The 16,588-nt window shown below is 66.7% G+C and carries 13 protein-coding genes and 1 pseudogene; 4 read left to right on the forward strand and 10 right to left on the reverse strand.

The window, feature by feature from the left end:
• Positions 1–51: 51 nt before the first annotated feature.
• Genes ASC83_RS13625 through mltG form a run of 4 tightly spaced genes read right to left on the reverse strand, consistent with a single transcriptional unit; the run spans position 52 to position 3,119 of the window.
• Positions 52–411 (reverse strand): PilZ domain-containing protein, encoded by a 360-nt coding sequence (locus ASC83_RS13625; protein ID WP_015013859.1) that lies wholly within the window; start codon positions 409–411, stop codon positions 52–54.
• 15 nt (positions 412–426) lie between these two features.
• A complete protein-coding gene (locus ASC83_RS13630) occupies positions 427–1,434 on the reverse strand; it encodes a DNA polymerase (RefSeq protein ID WP_056063416.1) in 1,008 nt (335 codons plus the stop codon).
• The gene (gene tmk, locus ASC83_RS13635) at positions 1,431–2,108 is read right to left on the reverse strand and encodes a dTMP kinase (RefSeq protein ID WP_056063420.1); all 678 of its coding nucleotides are present in this window, start codon (positions 2,106–2,108) and stop codon (positions 1,431–1,433) included. The genes ASC83_RS13630 and tmk overlap by 4 nt, the downstream gene beginning before the upstream one ends.
• A 24-nt stretch (positions 2,109–2,132) precedes the next feature.
• Entirely contained in the window at positions 2,133–3,119 is a 987-nt protein-coding gene (mltG, locus tag ASC83_RS13640; protein WP_304439367.1) for an endolytic transglycosylase MltG, read from the reverse strand.
• Positions 3,120–3,164: 45 nt separating this feature from the next.
• Here mltG and ASC83_RS13645 point away from each other — a divergent pair, with 45 nt between their 5' ends.
• On the forward strand, positions 3,165–4,082 hold the full coding sequence (locus ASC83_RS13645) for a folate-binding protein YgfZ (RefSeq protein WP_056063426.1): 918 nt from the start codon (positions 3,165–3,167) through the stop codon (positions 4,080–4,082).
• A gap of 63 nt (positions 4,083–4,145) precedes the next feature.
• Here the strand turns inward: ASC83_RS13645 and ASC83_RS13650 are convergent, their stop codons facing one another.
• From ASC83_RS13650 to ASC83_RS13660, 3 genes are all read right to left on the reverse strand, one after another.
• Positions 4,146–5,003 carry a YbgC/FadM family acyl-CoA thioesterase gene (locus tag ASC83_RS13650; RefSeq protein ID WP_056063429.1) on the reverse strand — a complete coding sequence of 286 codons (858 nt, stop codon included), beginning with the start codon at positions 5,001–5,003 and terminating at the stop codon, positions 4,146–4,148.
• An 8-nt stretch (positions 5,004–5,011) separates the two neighbouring features.
• Positions 5,012–5,932 (reverse strand): alpha/beta hydrolase, encoded by a 921-nt coding sequence (locus ASC83_RS13655; RefSeq protein WP_200938959.1) that lies wholly within the window; start codon positions 5,930–5,932, stop codon positions 5,012–5,014.
• A 102-nt stretch (positions 5,933–6,034) separates the two neighbouring features.
• Positions 6,035–6,904, reverse strand: a complete 870-nt coding sequence (locus tag ASC83_RS13660) for a 2-keto-4-pentenoate hydratase (RefSeq protein ID WP_156379509.1) — start codon at positions 6,902–6,904, stop codon at positions 6,035–6,037.
• A 96-nt stretch (positions 6,905–7,000) separates the two neighbouring features.
• On the opposite strand from ASC83_RS13660, the gene ASC83_RS13665 reads away from it, so the two are divergent.
• Together ASC83_RS13665 and ASC83_RS13670 are read left to right on the forward strand one after the other, a co-directional pair.
• Positions 7,001–8,137 (forward strand): iron-containing alcohol dehydrogenase, encoded by a 1,137-nt coding sequence (locus ASC83_RS13665; RefSeq protein ID WP_056063438.1) that lies wholly within the window; start codon positions 7,001–7,003, stop codon positions 8,135–8,137.
• A gap of 267 nt (positions 8,138–8,404) precedes the next feature.
• Entirely contained in the window at positions 8,405–11,227 is a 2,823-nt protein-coding gene (locus ASC83_RS13670) for an EAL domain-containing protein (RefSeq protein ID WP_056063441.1), read from the forward strand.
• Positions 11,228–11,558: 331 nt separating this feature from the next.
• On the opposite strand, the gene ASC83_RS13675 is transcribed toward ASC83_RS13670, so the two are convergent.
• The 3 genes from ASC83_RS13675 to ASC83_RS13685 form a co-directional block, all read right to left on the reverse strand.
• Entirely contained in the window at positions 11,559–12,731 is a 1,173-nt protein-coding gene (locus ASC83_RS13675; RefSeq protein ID WP_056063444.1) for a patatin-like phospholipase family protein, read from the reverse strand.
• Between the two features lie 99 nt (positions 12,732–12,830).
• Positions 12,831–13,661 carry an HDOD domain-containing protein gene (locus ASC83_RS13680; protein WP_056063447.1) on the reverse strand — a complete coding sequence of 277 codons (831 nt, stop codon included), beginning with the start codon at positions 13,659–13,661 and terminating at the stop codon, positions 12,831–12,833.
• A gap of 87 nt (positions 13,662–13,748) precedes the next feature.
• Entirely contained in the window at positions 13,749–16,118 is a 2,370-nt protein-coding gene (locus ASC83_RS13685; protein ID WP_056063450.1) for a Tex family protein, read from the reverse strand.
• Between the two features lie 359 nt (positions 16,119–16,477).
• Between ASC83_RS13685 and ASC83_RS24110 the strand changes: the two are divergent.
• Positions 16,478–16,588: pseudogene (locus ASC83_RS24110) on the forward strand (DUF4148 domain-containing protein); the annotation flags it as partial.

Here is a 16,588-nt window from a genome sequence, read left to right on the forward strand (position 1 = left end):
AAAAAAGCCGACCAGCCAGCGCGGGTCGGCACGGGGGCGGCGGTGGCGCGGTCAGATCGTCTGGGTAGGACGGTCGGAGCCCAGCGCAGTTCCCAGCAATTCCTCGATCTTGGCCTTGAGCTGGCGGGATTTTTCGTCCTTTGGGAACTGGATGCCCACCCCCTGGGTGCGGTTGCCTGCAGCACGGGCCGGTGTCACCCAGGCCACGCGGCCTGCTACGGGGTAGCGCTGGGTGTCGTCGGGCAGGGTCAGCAGCACATACACATCGTCGCCCAGCTTGTAGTCGCGCTGGGTGGGCACAAAGATGCCCCCTTCGGCAAAAAAAGGAATGTAGGCGGCGTAGAGCGCGGCCTTTTCCTTGATGGCCAGCTGCATGACGCTGGGACGGGGCGCGGTGGATGGACTGCTCATGGGTGGGTGTGCGGCTTAGTGTCTGGAGTGTAGGGTGTTTCGCGCCTGGGCGACAAGCGCCTCCAGCATGAGCCCGCCATTGAACGGGTGGTCTGCCGTGCGCGCCGCCTTGGACAGTGCGCGAGACCAGCGTGTGAGCGCACCCAGTGGCGGCGTCTTGGGCAGGTCGGCCTGCGCAAAGTAGCGCGGCGCGGCGCCCACGCTGGCGGCCAGCAGGTCATGGCAGAGCTTTTGCAGCGCATCGATCACCTGGGCCGGGGCCCAGTCGCCCAGCGCCGTCACATCACCCCGCGCCACGGCCTGGGGCAAGGCGGACCAGGCCTGCGGGCTGCGGCCCGACTGGGCCAGCGCCAGGGCGTCCTCGGGCCGCCCGCCTGCTGCACGCAGAAACGACAATGCCGCATCCCGGGCCACGCCCTGGGCCTGCAACCAGGCCAAGCTGTCGGCCTCCACAGGCCAGACCATGGTGTGGCCCAGGCAGCGGCTGCGGATGGTGGGCAGCAGTTGGTGCGCAGCCTCGCTGGCCAGCACAAAACGCACGTCGCCCGGCGGTTCTTCCAGCGTCTTGAGCAGCGCGTTGGCCGTGACATGGTTCATCTGCTCGGCGGGGTAAACCAGCACGGCCTTGCCTTTGCCACGCGCCGAGGTGCGCTGCGAAAACTCCACCGCATCGCGCATGGCCTCCACGCGGATCTCGCGGCTGGGCTTGCGCTTTTTGTCGTCAATGTCGGCCTGGGCCTTTTCCGACAGGGGCCAGCCCAGCGCCATCATCTGCACCTCGGGCATCAGCACGCACAGGTCGGCATGGGTGCGCACGTCGATGGCGTGGCAGCTGCCGCAGTGGCCGCAGGCGCCCTGCTCTGTCGGCGCATCGCACAGCCATGCGCGCACCATTTCCAGCCCCAGGGTGTATTGCCCCAGGCCCGACGGCCCTTGCAACAGCCACGCGTGGCCGCGCTGGGCCAGCAGGCTGGTGCGCTGCGCAGCGATCCAGGGCGCCAGGGCCACGGCGGTCTCGCTCATTGCGGCCCTCCCTGCGTAGCCACCATGATGGCCAGCCAGCCCTTGCGCACAAACACGCTGGTGAGCTGCTGCCACACGCGGTGGCGGTCCTGCGCCGCATCCAGGCGCGCAAACCGTTGCGGTGCAGCGGCTGCGCGGTCTGCATAGCCCTGGGCGACGCGGCGGAAGAACTCCACCGGTTGGGCCTCGAAGCGGTCAGGCACACGCGCACCGGCCAGCCGCTCGGCCGCCACCTCGGGTGCCAGGTCAAACCACACCGTCAGGTCGGGTTCACGCATCAAACTGGTCTCAGGCGCCAGTCCCGTCTGCGCCAGGCGCTCCAAAGTTGATAGCACACCCAGATCGAAGCCCCGCCCCGCGCCCTGGTAGGCAAAGGTGGCGTCGGTGAACCGGTCGCACAGCACCACGTCGCCACGGGCCAGCGCGGGCTCGATCACGTTGCGCAGGTGGTCGCGGCGGGCCGCAAAGATCAGCAGGGACTCGGTAAGCGCATCCATCGGGTCGTTCAGGACCATTTCGCGCAGCTTTTCGGCAAGCGGCGTGCCGCCGGGCTCGCGGCTCACGGTGACAGTACGGCCCTGGGTGCGGAAGGCCGCGGCCAGGCCTTCGATGTGCGAGGACTTGCCCGCACCGTCGATGCCTTCAAACGTGATGAACAGACCGGGTCGTGACATGGGCGCCTTGGTTCAAGAAACTGTTTACTGCTGCCCGCGCTGGTAGCGGTTGACGGCGCGGTTGTGCTCCTCCAGCGAGGCACTGAAATGGCTGGTACCGTCGCCCTTGGCCACAAAGTAGAGCGCGCGCGTGGCCTGCGGCTGCACGGCGGCCAGCAGCGAGGCCTTGCCGGGCATGGCGATGGGAGTGGGCGGCAAGCCGGGGCGGGTGTAGGTGTTCCAGGGGGTGTCGGTCTGCAGGTCGCGCTTGCGCAGGTTGCCGTCAAACTTTTCGCCCAGGCCGTAGATCACCGTGGGGTCGGTCTGCAGCAGCATGCCCACCCGCAGGCGGTTGACGAACACGCCCGCAATCTGGCCCCGGTCGCTGGCCTTGCCAGTTTCCTTTTCGACAATGCTGGCTAGCGTCAGCGCCTCTTCCGCCGACTTGAGCGGGGTGTCGGCCGCGCGCTGGGCCCAGGCCGCCTCCAGATGGCGGTCCATGGCGTGCATCGCCCGGCGCAGCAAGGCGATGTCGCTGGAGCCTTTGGCGTAGGTGTAGGTGTCCGGGAAGAACCGCCCCTCGGGCGCCACGCCGGGGCGGCCCAGCTGGGCCATCAGCGCCTCGTCGGTCAAGGCGGCAGCATCGTGTTTGATCTGCTCTTCCTTGGCCAGCGCTTGGCGCACCTGGCGCCAGTTCCAGCCTTCAACCAAGGTGAGTGCGCGCAAGGCCTCTTCGCCCCGGGCCAGCTTCTGCAGCAGGCTGATGGGGGTGGTGCCGGGCGGGATTTCGTAGTTGCCCGCCTTGATGGCGCGGTCTTGCCCCGAGACGCGGAACCAGGCGTAGAGCAGGCGCGCGTCCGTCTTCACCCCGGCCGCCACCACATCGCGGGCCACGCCGCGCGGCGTGGTGCCGGGCTCGATGGCCAGCTCCAGCGGCTCGGGGCCCACGTCGAGCGGCTGGTGCAGCCACCAATACGCAGCGCCGCCCAGTGCGATCCCCACCAACACGATCAAAGCCAGTAAACGTCGCACAACCCTGCTACCAATATGTATGAATCAGGGCATCATAATTCAGCGATGACCTATCACTTGAATGGCATTGCCCCCCTGTCCCACCTCGGCGTGATTCGCGTGGAAGGCGAAGACGCCGCCAAGTTTCTGCACGGCCAGCTCACCCAGGATTTCGCCCTGCTCGGCATGGACCAGGCCCGCCTCGCGGCCTTCTTGTCGGCCAAGGGCCGCATGCAGGCCAGCTTCATCGGCTTCAAGCGTAGCGCCACCGAGGTGCTGCTGGTCTGCAGCCGCGACCTGCTGCCTGCCACGCTCAAGCGCCTGTCGATGTTTGTGCTGCGTGCCAAGGCCAAGCTGACGGATGCCACCGGTGACATCTCCCTTTATGGCGTTGCCGGAGACGCTATCAACTCCGTAGCTGGCAGCGCCCAGCCCGCCTGGACCAAGGCCGATGCGGGTGCCGCCACCGTGGTGCACCTGTACCCCGCCGACGGCACTCCGCGCGCCCTCTGGGTAGCCCCCGCCACAGAGCCAGCGCCCGCAGGCCCTGCGCTGGATGCCACGCTGTGGCTCTGGAGCGAAGTCATCAGCGGTGTCGCCACGCTGACCACGCCAGTGGTCGAAGCCTTTGTACCCCAGATGCTCAACTACGAGTCTGTGGGCGGCGTGAACTTCAAGAAGGGCTGCTACCCCGGCCAAGAAATTGTGGCGCGCAGCCAGTTCCGTGGCACGCTCAAGCGCCGCGCCTACATTGCCCACGCAGCAGCCGAGGTGGCGGTGGGCGCCGAGGTGTTCAGCACCAGCGACCTCGAACAACCCTGCGGCACCGTGGTGCAAGTAGCCGCTGCGCCGGGCGGCGGGTTTGACACCATCGTGTCGCTGCAGATCAGCGCTGCCCAAGAGGGCTCTCTGCAAGTGGGCGCAGAAGGCGGCGTGGCGTTGTCGCTGCTGCCCCTGCCCTACCCGCTGCTGGACGATATTTGAGCCAAATCGGGCACAGGCGCTAGTCCAACATGCCCGAGCAGCTCCCCTTTTAATAGCAAACCATCAGAGCTTGCGGGCCATGGCAATGTGTGCAATGCCTGCCTCTTCGTACGGCTCGCCCACCACCGTGAACCCCGCGCGGCGGTAAAAGCCCTCGGCGCTGCGCTGGGCGTGCAATTGCACTTCGGCATCGCCCCGGGCACGCGCCGCGTCCACCAGCGCATCCAGCAATTGGCGGCCCCACTGCGCACCGCGCACCGACCGGTCCACCGCCATGCGGCCGATGCGGCCCACTCCGGGTGCGTGCTGCAGCAGGCGGCCCGCAGCGACGGGCATGCCCAGCCGGTTGTACAGCACAGCGTGGCGCGCCGAGATGTCGTGCCTATCGGCCTCGACCTCGGCCGGAATGCCCTGTTCGTGCACAAACACATCGGTGCGCACGCGGCCGGCATCGCGGCCCAGGGTGTTCCAGTCGCCCGTGCGCACCTCGGCCATTTCGGCGCCCGCTTCAAAGCCTTCAAAGATCGCACGCAGTGCGGCCGGTACCGGGCGCGAGGTCTGTGTGGCCGGGTCGGCAAACACGTAGACCAGCTCGGCAGAGATGAGCAGTCGGTCACCACAGAAAATGCCCGCCGTGAACAGGCACGACGAATTGCCGATGCGCGCGCACTTCAGGCCCACGTCCAGCGTGTCATCAAGCCGCGCCGAGGCGTGGTACTCCACCGTGGCCTTCTTCACATACATCTCGCCGCCCAGCGCCAGCATGCTCGCCTCGTACGGCAGCGCCAGCGCGCGCCAGTACTCGGACATGGCGGTATCCACGTACATGAGGTAGTGCGCGTTGAACACGATCTTTTGCATGTCCACCTCGGCCCAGCGCACGCGCAGGCGGTGGAAACAACGGAAATCACTGCGTTGCATGGGTTCGTTTACTCCAGGTGAAAAGCCAGCCGCAGCGCGCGGGCGGCGTCGGCATGGGCCTTGCGCGCTTCGGGGATGGCGCGGCCCATCTTGATGAATTCGTGGGTCACGCCCCGGTAGATGTCCAGGTCCACGGGCACGCCCGCCAGGCGGAGCTTGTCGGCATAGTCAACGCCTTCGTCCACCAGCGGGTCGCATTCGGCCAGGCCGATCCACGCGGGCGCCACGCCCTCCACGTCCGGCGCCAGCAGCGGCGCAAAACGCCAGTCCTCGCGCTCCTCGCGGGTGGTCACGTAATGGCCAAAGAACCAGCTGATGGCGGGCTCCTCCAGCACCAGGCCGCGTGCAAAGGTGGCGTGTGAAGGCGTGTCCTGGTGCGCGGCGCAGCCGGGGTAGATCAGCAGTTGCAGCGCCAGCGGCAGGCCGGCATCGCGCGCCAGGATGGCGTTGACGGCGGCGAGGGTACCGCCTGCACTGTCGCCGCCCACGGCCAGGCGCTGGGGGTCGGCGCCCAGGCTTTCTGCATGGGCGGCCAGCCACTGCAGCGCATCCCACGCATCATTACTGGCTGTGGGAAAGCGGTGCTCCGGCGCCAGCCGGTAGTCCAGCGACACCACCATGCAACCGGCCAGACGCGCCAGCTCGCGGCACAGGATGTCGTGCGTGGCGATGTTGCCAATGGTGAAGCCGCCGCCGTGCGTGTACAGCAGCACGGGCAAGCCCTTGTCGGTGCTGGGCGCGTACAGCCGTGCGGGCAGCATGGCTCCGTCGCCGGTGGGGATCTGCAGGTCTTCCACCCGCGCCAGCGCGGCCTTGGGCACCTCCAGAACATCGGCGCCCGCCTGGTAGGCGATGCGTGCCTCCTGTGGCGTGCGTGTGTGCAGCGGCGGGTGCCCGGCGCGGGCCATGCGTTCGAGCACGCTGCGCATCTGGGGGGTCAGGTGGGTGTGGTGGATGTGCAGGTCGATCAACGGTTGGGGTCTCGGCAAAGAAGACATCGGCCCGCAAGGCGGCGGGCCGATCAGGGGGGGTTACTTGAAACTCAGTCGCACGGGTGCTGCGCCGGGCAAGCCGTCGTAGGTGGCCGTCACCGACAAGCCAGCCTTGGGCGGCAGCAATGCAGAGAACGAGCCCAGGCTGATCAGATCGCCCGGCTGCATGGCCAGGCCTTCCTGCGCGAGCGCACCGGCCAGCCACACCACCGCGTTGAGCGGGTGGTCCAGGATGTCGCTGCCTTTGCCGCCCCCCAAGCGCGCACCCGCGCCATCGGTCAGCGACACGTTCATGTCGGCCAGGGCCTGGAGCATGGCAAAACGCTCGCCCCGGTACGCCGGCACGGCAATCGGGGCACCCGCCACGCCCAGGCGCGCGCCCACGTTGATGGCAGTCACGCCCGCACCGTTGAGCTTGGGCGGCGCCTGCACCATCAGGTCGGGCAGCTCGATAAAGGGAATGATCTGGTCCACGGCGTCCAGCACGTCCATGGGGGTCTTGGCCTGGTTGATGGCGGCGCTTTTCACGCGCACCAGCATGTCGGCCTCGTACAGCGGGCGGGCACCGAAAGCCGCATCCACCGTGGCGCCACTGGGCAGCACCATGCCCTCGTAGAGCTTGCCCCACACGGGCTTGTCGGTGTTGAAGCGCTTTTGCACGGCGGGGTTGGTCAAGCCCGCCTTGTAGCCAATCACCTTGCCCATGCGCTGGGCCAGCAAGGCGTTGACCTTGCCGCGTGTGCAGGCGCCGTCGGCGTCCGAAAGGTTCTCGGGGTTGGCCGCCGGGGTCTTGGCCACATAGTTGGCCACCAGGTCGGCGGCCTGCGCGTCCGTGAGGCACTGGGCCTGGGCGCTTGTCACAGATGCGACGGCCAACAGGGCCGCCATCAGGGTTTGCTTCGTTTTCAAGGCTGTCTCCTCCTTATAAAGTGGGCTCAGAACCTTTTCAAAGGCTGGCGAGCTATCGTAATCGCTGGCACCCCCATTCACACATTCTGTTGCACCATGGCTTTCATCTACTACGTCACCCAGATCCAGTTTGAATTCGGCGCCGTCCAATTGCTGAAGCAGGAATGCGAGCGCGTGGGCATCACCCGCCCGTTGATCGTGACGGACCCCGGCGTGAAGGCCGCGGGCGTGCTGCAAAAGGCGCTGGATGCGCTGCCCGGCATGACAGTCGCCGTGTTTGACCAGACCCCCTCCAACCCCACCGAGGCCGCCGTGCGCGCCGCCGTGGACATGTACAAGGCCCAGGGCTGCGACGGGCTGATCGCCGTGGGCGGGGGCTCCGCCATCGACTGCGCCAAGGGCATCGCGATTGCGGCCACGCACGAGGGGCCGCTGACGCACTACGCCACCATCGAAGGCGGCTCGCCGCGCATCACCGACCGCGCCGCGCCGCTGATCGCCGTGCCCACCACCAGCGGCACGGGCAGCGAGGTGGCGCGCGGCGCGATCATCATCGTGGACGACCACCGCAAGCTCGGCTTCCACTCGTGGAACCTGGTGCCCAAGACCGCCATCTGCGACCCCGAACTCACCCTCGGCCTGCCCCCCATGCTCACAGCAGCCACGGGCATGGACGCGATTGCACACTGCATGGAAACCTTCATGTCCGCCGCGTTCAACCCGCCCGCTGACGGCATTGCGCTGGACGGCCTGACTCGTGGCTGGGCGAACATCGAGCAGGCCACCAAAAACGGCAGCGACCGCGATGCACGCCTGCACATGATGAGCGCCAGCATGCAGGGCGCCATGGCCTTCCAGAAGGGCCTGGGCGCCGTGCACTCGCTCAGCCACAGCCTGGGCGGCGTGAACCCGCGCCTGCACCACGGCACGCTCAACGCCATGTTCCTGCCCGCCGTGGTGCGCTTCAATGCGCAGGCGGAATCGGTGCAGAAGGAAAAGCGCCTGGAACGCATGGCCCACGCCATGGGCCTGGCCAGCGCAGGCGATATTCCCGAAGCCATCCGCGACATGAACGCCCGCCTGGGCCTGCCCACCGGCCTGGCCGCGATGGGCGTGAACGAGGCGATGTTCGACGACATCATCAAGGGTGCGATGGCCGACCACTGCCACAAGACCAACCCGCGCATCGCCACCCCCGAGGAATACCGCGACATGCTGGCCCAGTCGCTCTGAACCCAGCCGCCTCACCCTCGGTACCATCGCCGTGCACCTGGGCCCGGCAGCCCATGGTGGGGAGCCAGCGCGTGCCCGTGCGCTTGTCAGGCGCGCATTGCGCGTGCTGGCAGCTCCGCAGTTTTACAAAACGTCACACATCAGCAACACCGCGCCGGTAGCGCGATGCAAAACCACGCTCACAACTTCTCACAAGATAGACTCGCCGCTGTCAACAATTAATTAACCATTCATTACCACTGGGGTTGTGGGGGAGGACCACCGTCAATGCGCACCGGAAATCTCACCACCTGGCTTCTGCGGGGCACCTACCCCCGGCTGTATGTGTCCATCGTGGCGATCATCCTGCTGGTCACGGGGGTGCGCTACCACTACCTGCTGGCTGCAGAAACTGACGAAGCCCTGCAGCAAGGCTCTACCGAACTGCGGCGCGCCAGCGACCCGTTGCAGCTGCGCCTGGCCGCCGAGCCCGCGCCCGATGCCGACACTGTCACCCGTATCCTGAACGAGGGGCTGGCGCAGGCCGCGCCGGCAGTGGCGTCCATCAAATGGCAGGCCGCCGACCAGCCCGCCATCGAGGTCACCGCCCTTTCCTACCCCGCCAATGCTCCGAAATGGTTTGCCGATTGGCTGGACCTCTCCGCCCCTGTGCAGCAGTCCGGCTTCGCGCTGGCAGACGGCACATTGGGCCGACTGACGGTGACGGCCCACCCGCAGCCCCTGGCGGACCAGGTGTGGGCCACGGTGCTGGTACAGGCACGCATCTCGGCGCTCAACATCTTCACCATCTTCTTTCTGCTGACGCTGCTGCTGCGGGCCAATGCCCGCATGCTGCAGCGCCTGGCCCAGGCCACCGACGCGTTTCGCCAAGGCTATCTGAGCACCCGCATGGAAGTCACCGGCACGCTGGAGTCCCGCGCCATGGCCGAGACCTTCAACGACATGGCGGGCAAGGTGCAATCTCTGGTGCTGTCCTTGCATGAAACACAGCGCCAGCAAAGCGAGCAACTGCACTTCACCCGCCAGCTGATCGATGCCCTGCCCCTGCCCGTGTTTGTGCGCCATGCCGACGGCACCTACCTGGACGCCAACCGCGCATGGCAGCGCCTGTTCCAGTCGCAGCCAGGTGCTGACGGCGTTGCAGGGGCCAGCCTGCCGGCCGAACTGGCCCCGGAACGGTCGGCCCGCATCGCCAGCGCGCACGACAACGAGATCCGCATCCGCCCGCCCCACCAGCCCCCGCTGGACATGGCCTATTTCGAAGCGCCCTTCACCAGCACCAACGGTGAACTGGCTGGCACCATCGGCACGCTGGTGGACGTGACCGAGCGCAAGCGCGCCCAGGAAGCCCTGCGCGCCGAAAAGGAACGTGCCGAGGTCACCCTCGCCTCCATCGGCGACGGGGTCATCACCACCGACCTGGGCGGGCGCATCGAGACCATCAATGAGGCCGCACAGCTCATGACCGGATTCACGGCCGATCAGGCGCTGGGCCGGCAGCTGGACGACGTGTTCCGTCTGTACGAAGAGCCCGCCAGCCGCACCGCCAGCGCGGCCGCCGAACGCGACACCCAGCCGGGTGGGCTGCAGCAGGCGACCTACGAGGTGCTGATCCACCGCTCGGGCGAGCGCTATGCCATCGAGTACACGGCAGCCGCTATCCGCGAAGGCAGCGGCCACGCGGCGGGCTGCGTGCTGGTGTTCCGCGACGTGACCGAAACACGCAACCTGCGCCACCAGATCTCGTGGCACGCCCGCCACGACGCGCTCACCGGTCTGTACAACCGCGCGGCCCTCGCCGAAAAGCTCACACACGCCCTGTTTGTGGCCCGCAACAAGCAGCTGCTGCTGGCGGTGTGCATGCTGGACCTGGACCACTTTCAGGCCGTGAACGACACCTTTGGCCAGCGCGTCGGCGACCGTCTGCTCAAGGAAGTGGCGCGGCGCCTGGGCGCGTTCATCACGGCACACGAAGCCGTGGCCCGCATGGGCGGCGACGAGTTTGTGCTGCTGCTGGGCGAACAGCCCGATGTGCCCGCCATCGAGGCGCGCCTGGCCGTGCTGATGCAGCAACTGGCCGCGCCCTATGCGATTGACGACCGCCTGGTGAACATCACCGTCAGCATTGGCGTGGCCGTGTTTCCGCAAGACGACGCCAACCCCGACACCCTGCTGCGCCATGCCGACCAGGCCATGTGCCAGGCCAAGAGCTTCGGGCGCAACCAGCTGCACGTGTTCGACGTGCAACACGACCACGCCGTGCAGACCCAGCACACCCGCCAGACCCGGGTGGCCCGCGCACTGCACGCGGGCGAACTGGTGCTGCACTACCAGCCCAAGGTCAACCTGCGCACGGGCGAGATCATCGGGCTCGAAGCCCTGCTGCGCTGGCAACACCCGCAGGAGGGGCTGCTGGGCCCGCAGCACGTGCTGCCGCTGGTGGAGGACACGGACCTGCAGGTCGAACTGGGCGAATGGGTGCTGCGCCAGGCCCTGGCGCAGATGCGGGTGTGGAGCGATGCGGGCATGGGATGGGAAGTCAGCGTCAACATCGCAGCGCCCCACTTTCACCGGCCCAACTTTGTGCAGCGGCTCAAGGACATCCTTCACACCTGCCCCGAGGTGTCTCCCTCGCGGCTGGAGCTGGAGATCCTGGAATCCGCCGCGCTCGAAGACATGCAGTACATGCGCCGCATGATGCAAAGCTGCCAGGCCCTGGGCGTGCGTTTTGCGCTGGACGACTTCGGCACCGGCTTTTCGTCCCTGTCCTACCTCAAGCGCCTGCCCGCCGAGACCATCAAGATCGACCAGTCCTTCGTGCGCGGCATCCTGGAGGACGGCGACGACCTTACCCTCGTCAAAGCCATCGTGGCGCTGGCGGCTGCGTTCCACCGCCATGTGGTGGCCGAAGGCGTCGAAACCGCCGAACACTGCGCCAAGCTGCTGGAGCTGGGCTGCGAACGCGCGCAGGGTTATGGCATTGCCCGGCCCATGCCTGCGGCCGACGTGCTGCCTTGGGCCCGGGACCACGCTGCACGCCATGCTGCCCGGGCGGTGCAAGAGGCGGCACGTCGCCCTGCCTCGACCTGAGAACCTGTTCAAAGTCATTTTGGAGATTGCATTGAAGTGCAATCGGGATGGGTGGATGCTTCGGATGCGCCGCATGGGCTCGTGCCCATGCAAGCAGCCGGGGCGTTCAATCGCCCGATTTCACTCCAACCCTGCGGGCAAGTGCCTTGCCGGGCGGTCTGCGGCGTTGCGGCGCTTGCCGATAGCACGGGCTATCGGCGGCGCACCGCGCCTTGCATCCCATCCCGGCAAGGTACTTGTGCAACTCCAAAAAGACTTTGAACAGGTTCTGAGAGCCTTCGGCCAGCGCAGGAGACCCAATGAGCCCCAGAGGCGCGTCCGCCCTGGCGGCCTACAGCGGCTGCACCGCGCCCATGTCAGGCCGCTCCAGCCACTCGCGCCACTCGTCCACCAGCTGCTGGCTGGCACGCGTGGCCGCGAGCCACGCCTGGGCCCGGGCACGGCTGTCCGTGCCGTAGTGGGTGAAGTCGTTGCGGTCGGGCAGCTTGGCGTTGGGCAAGCGGCGCACCCAGTCCGGGTCGGGCGACAGCACCACCATGTTGTCGAGCGCGGACGTGGCCTTGTGGCGCCACTTCAGCCCCTTGTCCAGCCAGCCCGGCACCACGCGGTGCTGGAAGTGGGGGTAGAGCACGAGGCCGCCAGCACCCGCGCGCAGCGGCTCGGCCGCAGTTTTTGAGATTTTTCCGCTGGGAGCGCTAGTGCTTATTGTCTGAGCAGCTATCAATTCAGAAGCACCGACATTCGGCAAGCCATAGGCAAGATGCAGGTGGTAGTCGGTGATGCCGCCGTCCCAGTACGCGCCCCGCGGGGCGCCCGGGATGTTGTGAACGGCCTGCAAGACAAACGGGATCGAGCAGCTGGCCTGCAGCGCCTGCATGAAATTGTCTGCGTTCAGCCCCACCTGCCGGGTGCGGTAGTCGGTCGTGGCAAAAGGCAGTGCCGCACCCGACGAGGAAAACACCACCCGCTCCAGCCAGGCCCCCATCGCCTTGCGGTGCACGGTGTTGGTCACAAACGCCCCCAGATACCCCAGCGGCGTGCCCAGCGCATGCTCACGCCCCAGCACATGGCGGCCCCGGGACGTGACGATGTGCAGGCGGTAGCGGGGGTGGCTGAGCACTTCCTGCACCCGCCCGCCGTAGAAGGCCTCCAGGTTCTGGCCGAACCGCTCGCTCACATGGGCGGCCGTGGGGCGCTTTTTTCCGGGTGGCAGCTCGTAGTCCTGGTGGATGTAGTCGTGCTCCAGCCGCTCAAAAGCCGCCACCGATTGCTGCAGGCAGGCCGTGGCCATGCGCCACGCGCCAATTGAGGCGCCCACCAGGTGCACGGGCTGATCGGAGCGCGGCAGCCACTCCCCAAAAATGAACCGGTCCATCGGCCCCAGGATCAGTCCCTTGGGACCGCCAGCTGCTGCCGGGATTACGCCCACGTCAGCGGGCCGCAGGCCCTGTTGTTCCAGGTGTTGGCGGGCGCGGGGGCCAGCATGGATGCGCAGTGCTTTCATGGCGCTGATTGTCGCAAACCGCTGCGGTGAGACGGCCCCCATGGACATCGGCCGGTGGCTGCCCCTCCATGCCACCCCCGCTACGCTGGCGCAGGGCAACTAGACGATGAAGTCCGCCGCCGCATCCGGTCGGGCGGTCCAGTCGATGGGGTCTTGCTGCAGCACCATGTCGATGTCGAGCCCCAGGGCCAGCCCCACTTCGCCAGGGAAGGACACGGCCAGCTCTTTTTCGTTCAGCTCCGCCTCGCGGGCGCGGGCGCGCCAGGCAGCCAGGTGGATGACGCCCGCCAGGGGTTCGTAGACCTTGTTGTCAAACGGTGCGTGTTGGTGCTGCAGGGCGTCAATCACCACCTCGGGCAGTTGCCAGCGGCGCGCGCAGCCCGCCGTGACCTGGCCGTAGCTGTAGCCAAAGATGCGTTGCTCGATCTTGTCGCGGCGCAGGTCAAACGGGGCTACCAGAGTGTTGACCGACTGGGCCTTCTCGGGGTCCGCCAGATGGATCACCAGCTCGCCCAAGGCGTGCAGCAAACCGGCGGTATAGGCCGCGATCTGGTTGTGGTGGACGATGCCAGCGAGCGACCGCGCGAGCTTGGCCGTGTTGAGGCTGTAGCGCCAGAACTGCTGCATGTTCACCCCGGGCACCGAGCGCGACGTGGTGCCCAGCGGCGCCGACGTGACCAACGTGCGCAGCTGTGCGGTGCCCAGCAGCGCCAGCGCCTCGGGGATGCCCGCGATCTGCCCGGGCAGCTGGAAGGTGGGGGAATTGGCCAGTTCCAGCAAACGAGCCGCGAGGGCAGGATCGGTGCCAAACAGCTGGTTCAGACGCCGCAGGCTGGGTTCGTTCTGGGCCAGCTCGCTCATCAGCAGCGCCACGGCGCGCGGAAGGCTGGGCAGTGCCACAGGTTGGGCCAGCAGTGCGTTCAACTCCATGGGGTACGGCGCCGGTGGTTGGTTCAGGTGCTGGCGATTATGGGCCCCTGCACGGCCAAAAAACCACCGGCGGCACAGCCGGCTGCGTCAGCGGCCTTTGGCCTGTTGCAACTTCGCAAATGCGGACGCCATGGCCGACTGCTGCACAGGCTCGGGTCCACGGCGCTGGGGTTGTGCGTAGCTACGGCCTGCGCCCTCAAAGCGGTTGTCACGGGGTGCGCCCCGGTCGCCGCCCTGGCGCGGTGGCGCGGCATCCAGCTTCATCGACAGGCCGATGCGCTTGCGCTCCACGTCCACCTCCATGACCTTGACCTTGACGATGTCGCCGGTCTTGACCACCTCGCGCGCATCGTTCACGAACTTGTGCGCCAGCTGGCTCACATGCACCAGGCCGTCCTGGTGCACGCCCAGGTCGATGAAAGCGCCAAACTGGGCCACGTTGCTCACCGTGCCCTCCAGGATCATGCCTTCCTTGAGGTCCTTGATGTCTTCCACGCCGTCGTTGAAGCGCGCCACCTTGAAGTCGGGGCGCGGGTCGCGGCCGGGCTTCTCCAGCTCGGCCAGGATGTCCTTGACAGTGATCGCGCCAAACTTCTCGTTGGCAAACAGCTCGGGCTTCAGGGTCTTGAGCATGTCGGCACGGCCCATGATCTCGGCCACCGGCTTGCCAGTCTTTTCCATGATCTGCTCGACCACCGGGTAGGTCTCGGGATGAACACCCGTCATGTCCAGCGGGTTGTCACCACCGCGAATGCGCAAGAAGCCCGCGCTCTGCTCAAAGGTCTTGGCACCGAGGCCGGCCACATCCATGAGCTGTTTGCGACTCTTGAAAGCACCATTGGCCTCGCGCCAGCGCACCACGGCCTTGGCCACACTGCCCGACAGGCCCGACACGCGGCTGAGCAGCGGCACGCTGGCCGTGTTCAGGTCTACACCCACCGAGTTCACGCAGTCTTCCACCACCGTGCCCAGCGTGCGGGCCAGCTCGCTCTGATTCACGTCGTGCTGGTACTGGCCCACGCCGATGCTCTTGGGGTCGATCTTCACCAGCTCGGCCAGCGGGTCCTGCAGGCGGCGGGCGATGGACGCCGCGCCACGCAGGCTCACGTCCACATCGGGCATCTCTTGCGACGCATATTCGCTGGCGGAATACACCGAGGCACCGGCCTCGCTCACCACCACCTTCTCGATGGCGCGCTCAGCCTTGGCGGCCATCTTGATGAGGTCAGCGGCCAGCTTGTCGGTCTCGCGGCTGGCCGTGCCGTTGCCAATGGCGATCAGGTTCACACCGTGTTTTTCCACCAGCTTGGCCAGGGTGAACAACGAGCCATCCCAGTCGCGCTTGGGCTCATGCGGGTACACGGTGGCCGTCTCCACCAGCTTGCCCGTGGCATCCACCACGGCCACCTTCACGCCGGTACGGATGCCCGGGTCCAGCCCCATCACCACGCGCGGGCCGGCCGGTGCGGCCAGCAGCAGGTCACGCAGGTTGTCGGCAAACACCTTGATCGCCACCTTCTCGGCCTCGTCGCGCAAGCGGGCGAACAGGTCGCGCTCGGTCGAGAGGCTGAGCTTCACGCGCCAGGTCCAGGCCACGCACTTGCGGATCAGGTCATCGGCATTGCGGCCCTGGTGGCTCCAGCCCAGGTGCAGGGCGATCTTGCCTTCGGCGATGCTGGGCTTGCCGGGTTCGGGCTCCACCGGCAATACCAGCTTGGCTTCCAGAATTTCGAGTCCGCGCCCGCGAAACACAGCCAGCGCGCGGTGCGAGGGCACGCGGCCGATGGGTTCGTCGTAGTCGAAGTAGTCGCGGAACTTGGAGACCTCGGGGTCGTTCTCGTTCTTGCTGTCCACCTTCTTGCTGCGCAGCAGGCCTTCGGCCCACAGCCACTCACGCAGGTTCTGCACCAGCGCCGGGTCTTCGGCCCAGCGCTCGCTGAGGATGTCGCGCACACCATCCAGCACAGCGGGCACGGTAGAGAAATCGGCACCGGGCTTGCCGTCATCCAGCACTTCGGGTGGCTTGGTGAACGCCGCAGCTTCGACGGCGGGGTCCAGTGTGGGGTCGGCAAATAGCTTGTCGGCCAGCGGTTCGATGCCGAACTCGCGCGCGATCTGGCCCTTGGTGCGGCGCTTTTGCTTGAACGGCAGGTAGATGTCTTCCAGCTCCTGCTTAGTCGGGGCGACCGCAATGGCGGCACGCAGTGCATCGGTGAGCTTGCCCTGCTCGTCAATCGCCTTGAGCACGGCCACGCGGCGGTCTTCCAGCTCGCGCAGATAGGACAGGCGCGCCTCCAGTTCGCGCAGCTGAATGTCGTCCAGCCCGCCCGTCACTTCCTTGCGATAGCGCGCAATGAAGGGCACCGTGGCACCGCCATCCAGCAGCTCCACCGCTGCGCGCACCTGTTGTTCACTGACTTTGATTTCTGCGGCCAACTGCCGAACGATCTGCTGCATGGGTGGGGCGGACTCTCTGAGACTCGGTCAAACAAAAAAGCGAAGCGCGCGAGTTTGCCACAGGCGGTTTGGCAGCCCGGCGACGGGTCGGCGGATTGTTCCCGATACTGGAACAGTTAGTTTGCGACTGAGTAGTTTTTCCCTGAACACCATCGGCGTACAGTTCATCCCATCGATGAGCCGAACCCGCAAGGCGACTCACCGAACCCGGTTCAGNGTTTTTCCCTGAACACCATCGGCGTACAGTTCATCCCATCGATGAGCCGAACCCGCAAGGCGACTCACCGAACCCGGTTCAGGAATGGTTTTTGACCCGGCTTTTTTGAGACGCTTTTTTAAGTTTTTTAAGGATTTTCATCATGAACAAGACTGCCCGTTTCCTCTCCGTCGCCGCTGTTGCCGCTTTCGCCGCTTTTGGCGCCCATGCCGATGAAGCCGATGGCTCGCAATTTGCCCTGAAGTTCGACACG

Origin of the sequence: Acidovorax sp. Root402, from assembly GCF_001425125.1 — a bacterium.
Classification (GTDB): Bacteria; Pseudomonadota; Gammaproteobacteria; order Burkholderiales; family Burkholderiaceae_C; genus Acidovorax; species Acidovorax delafieldii.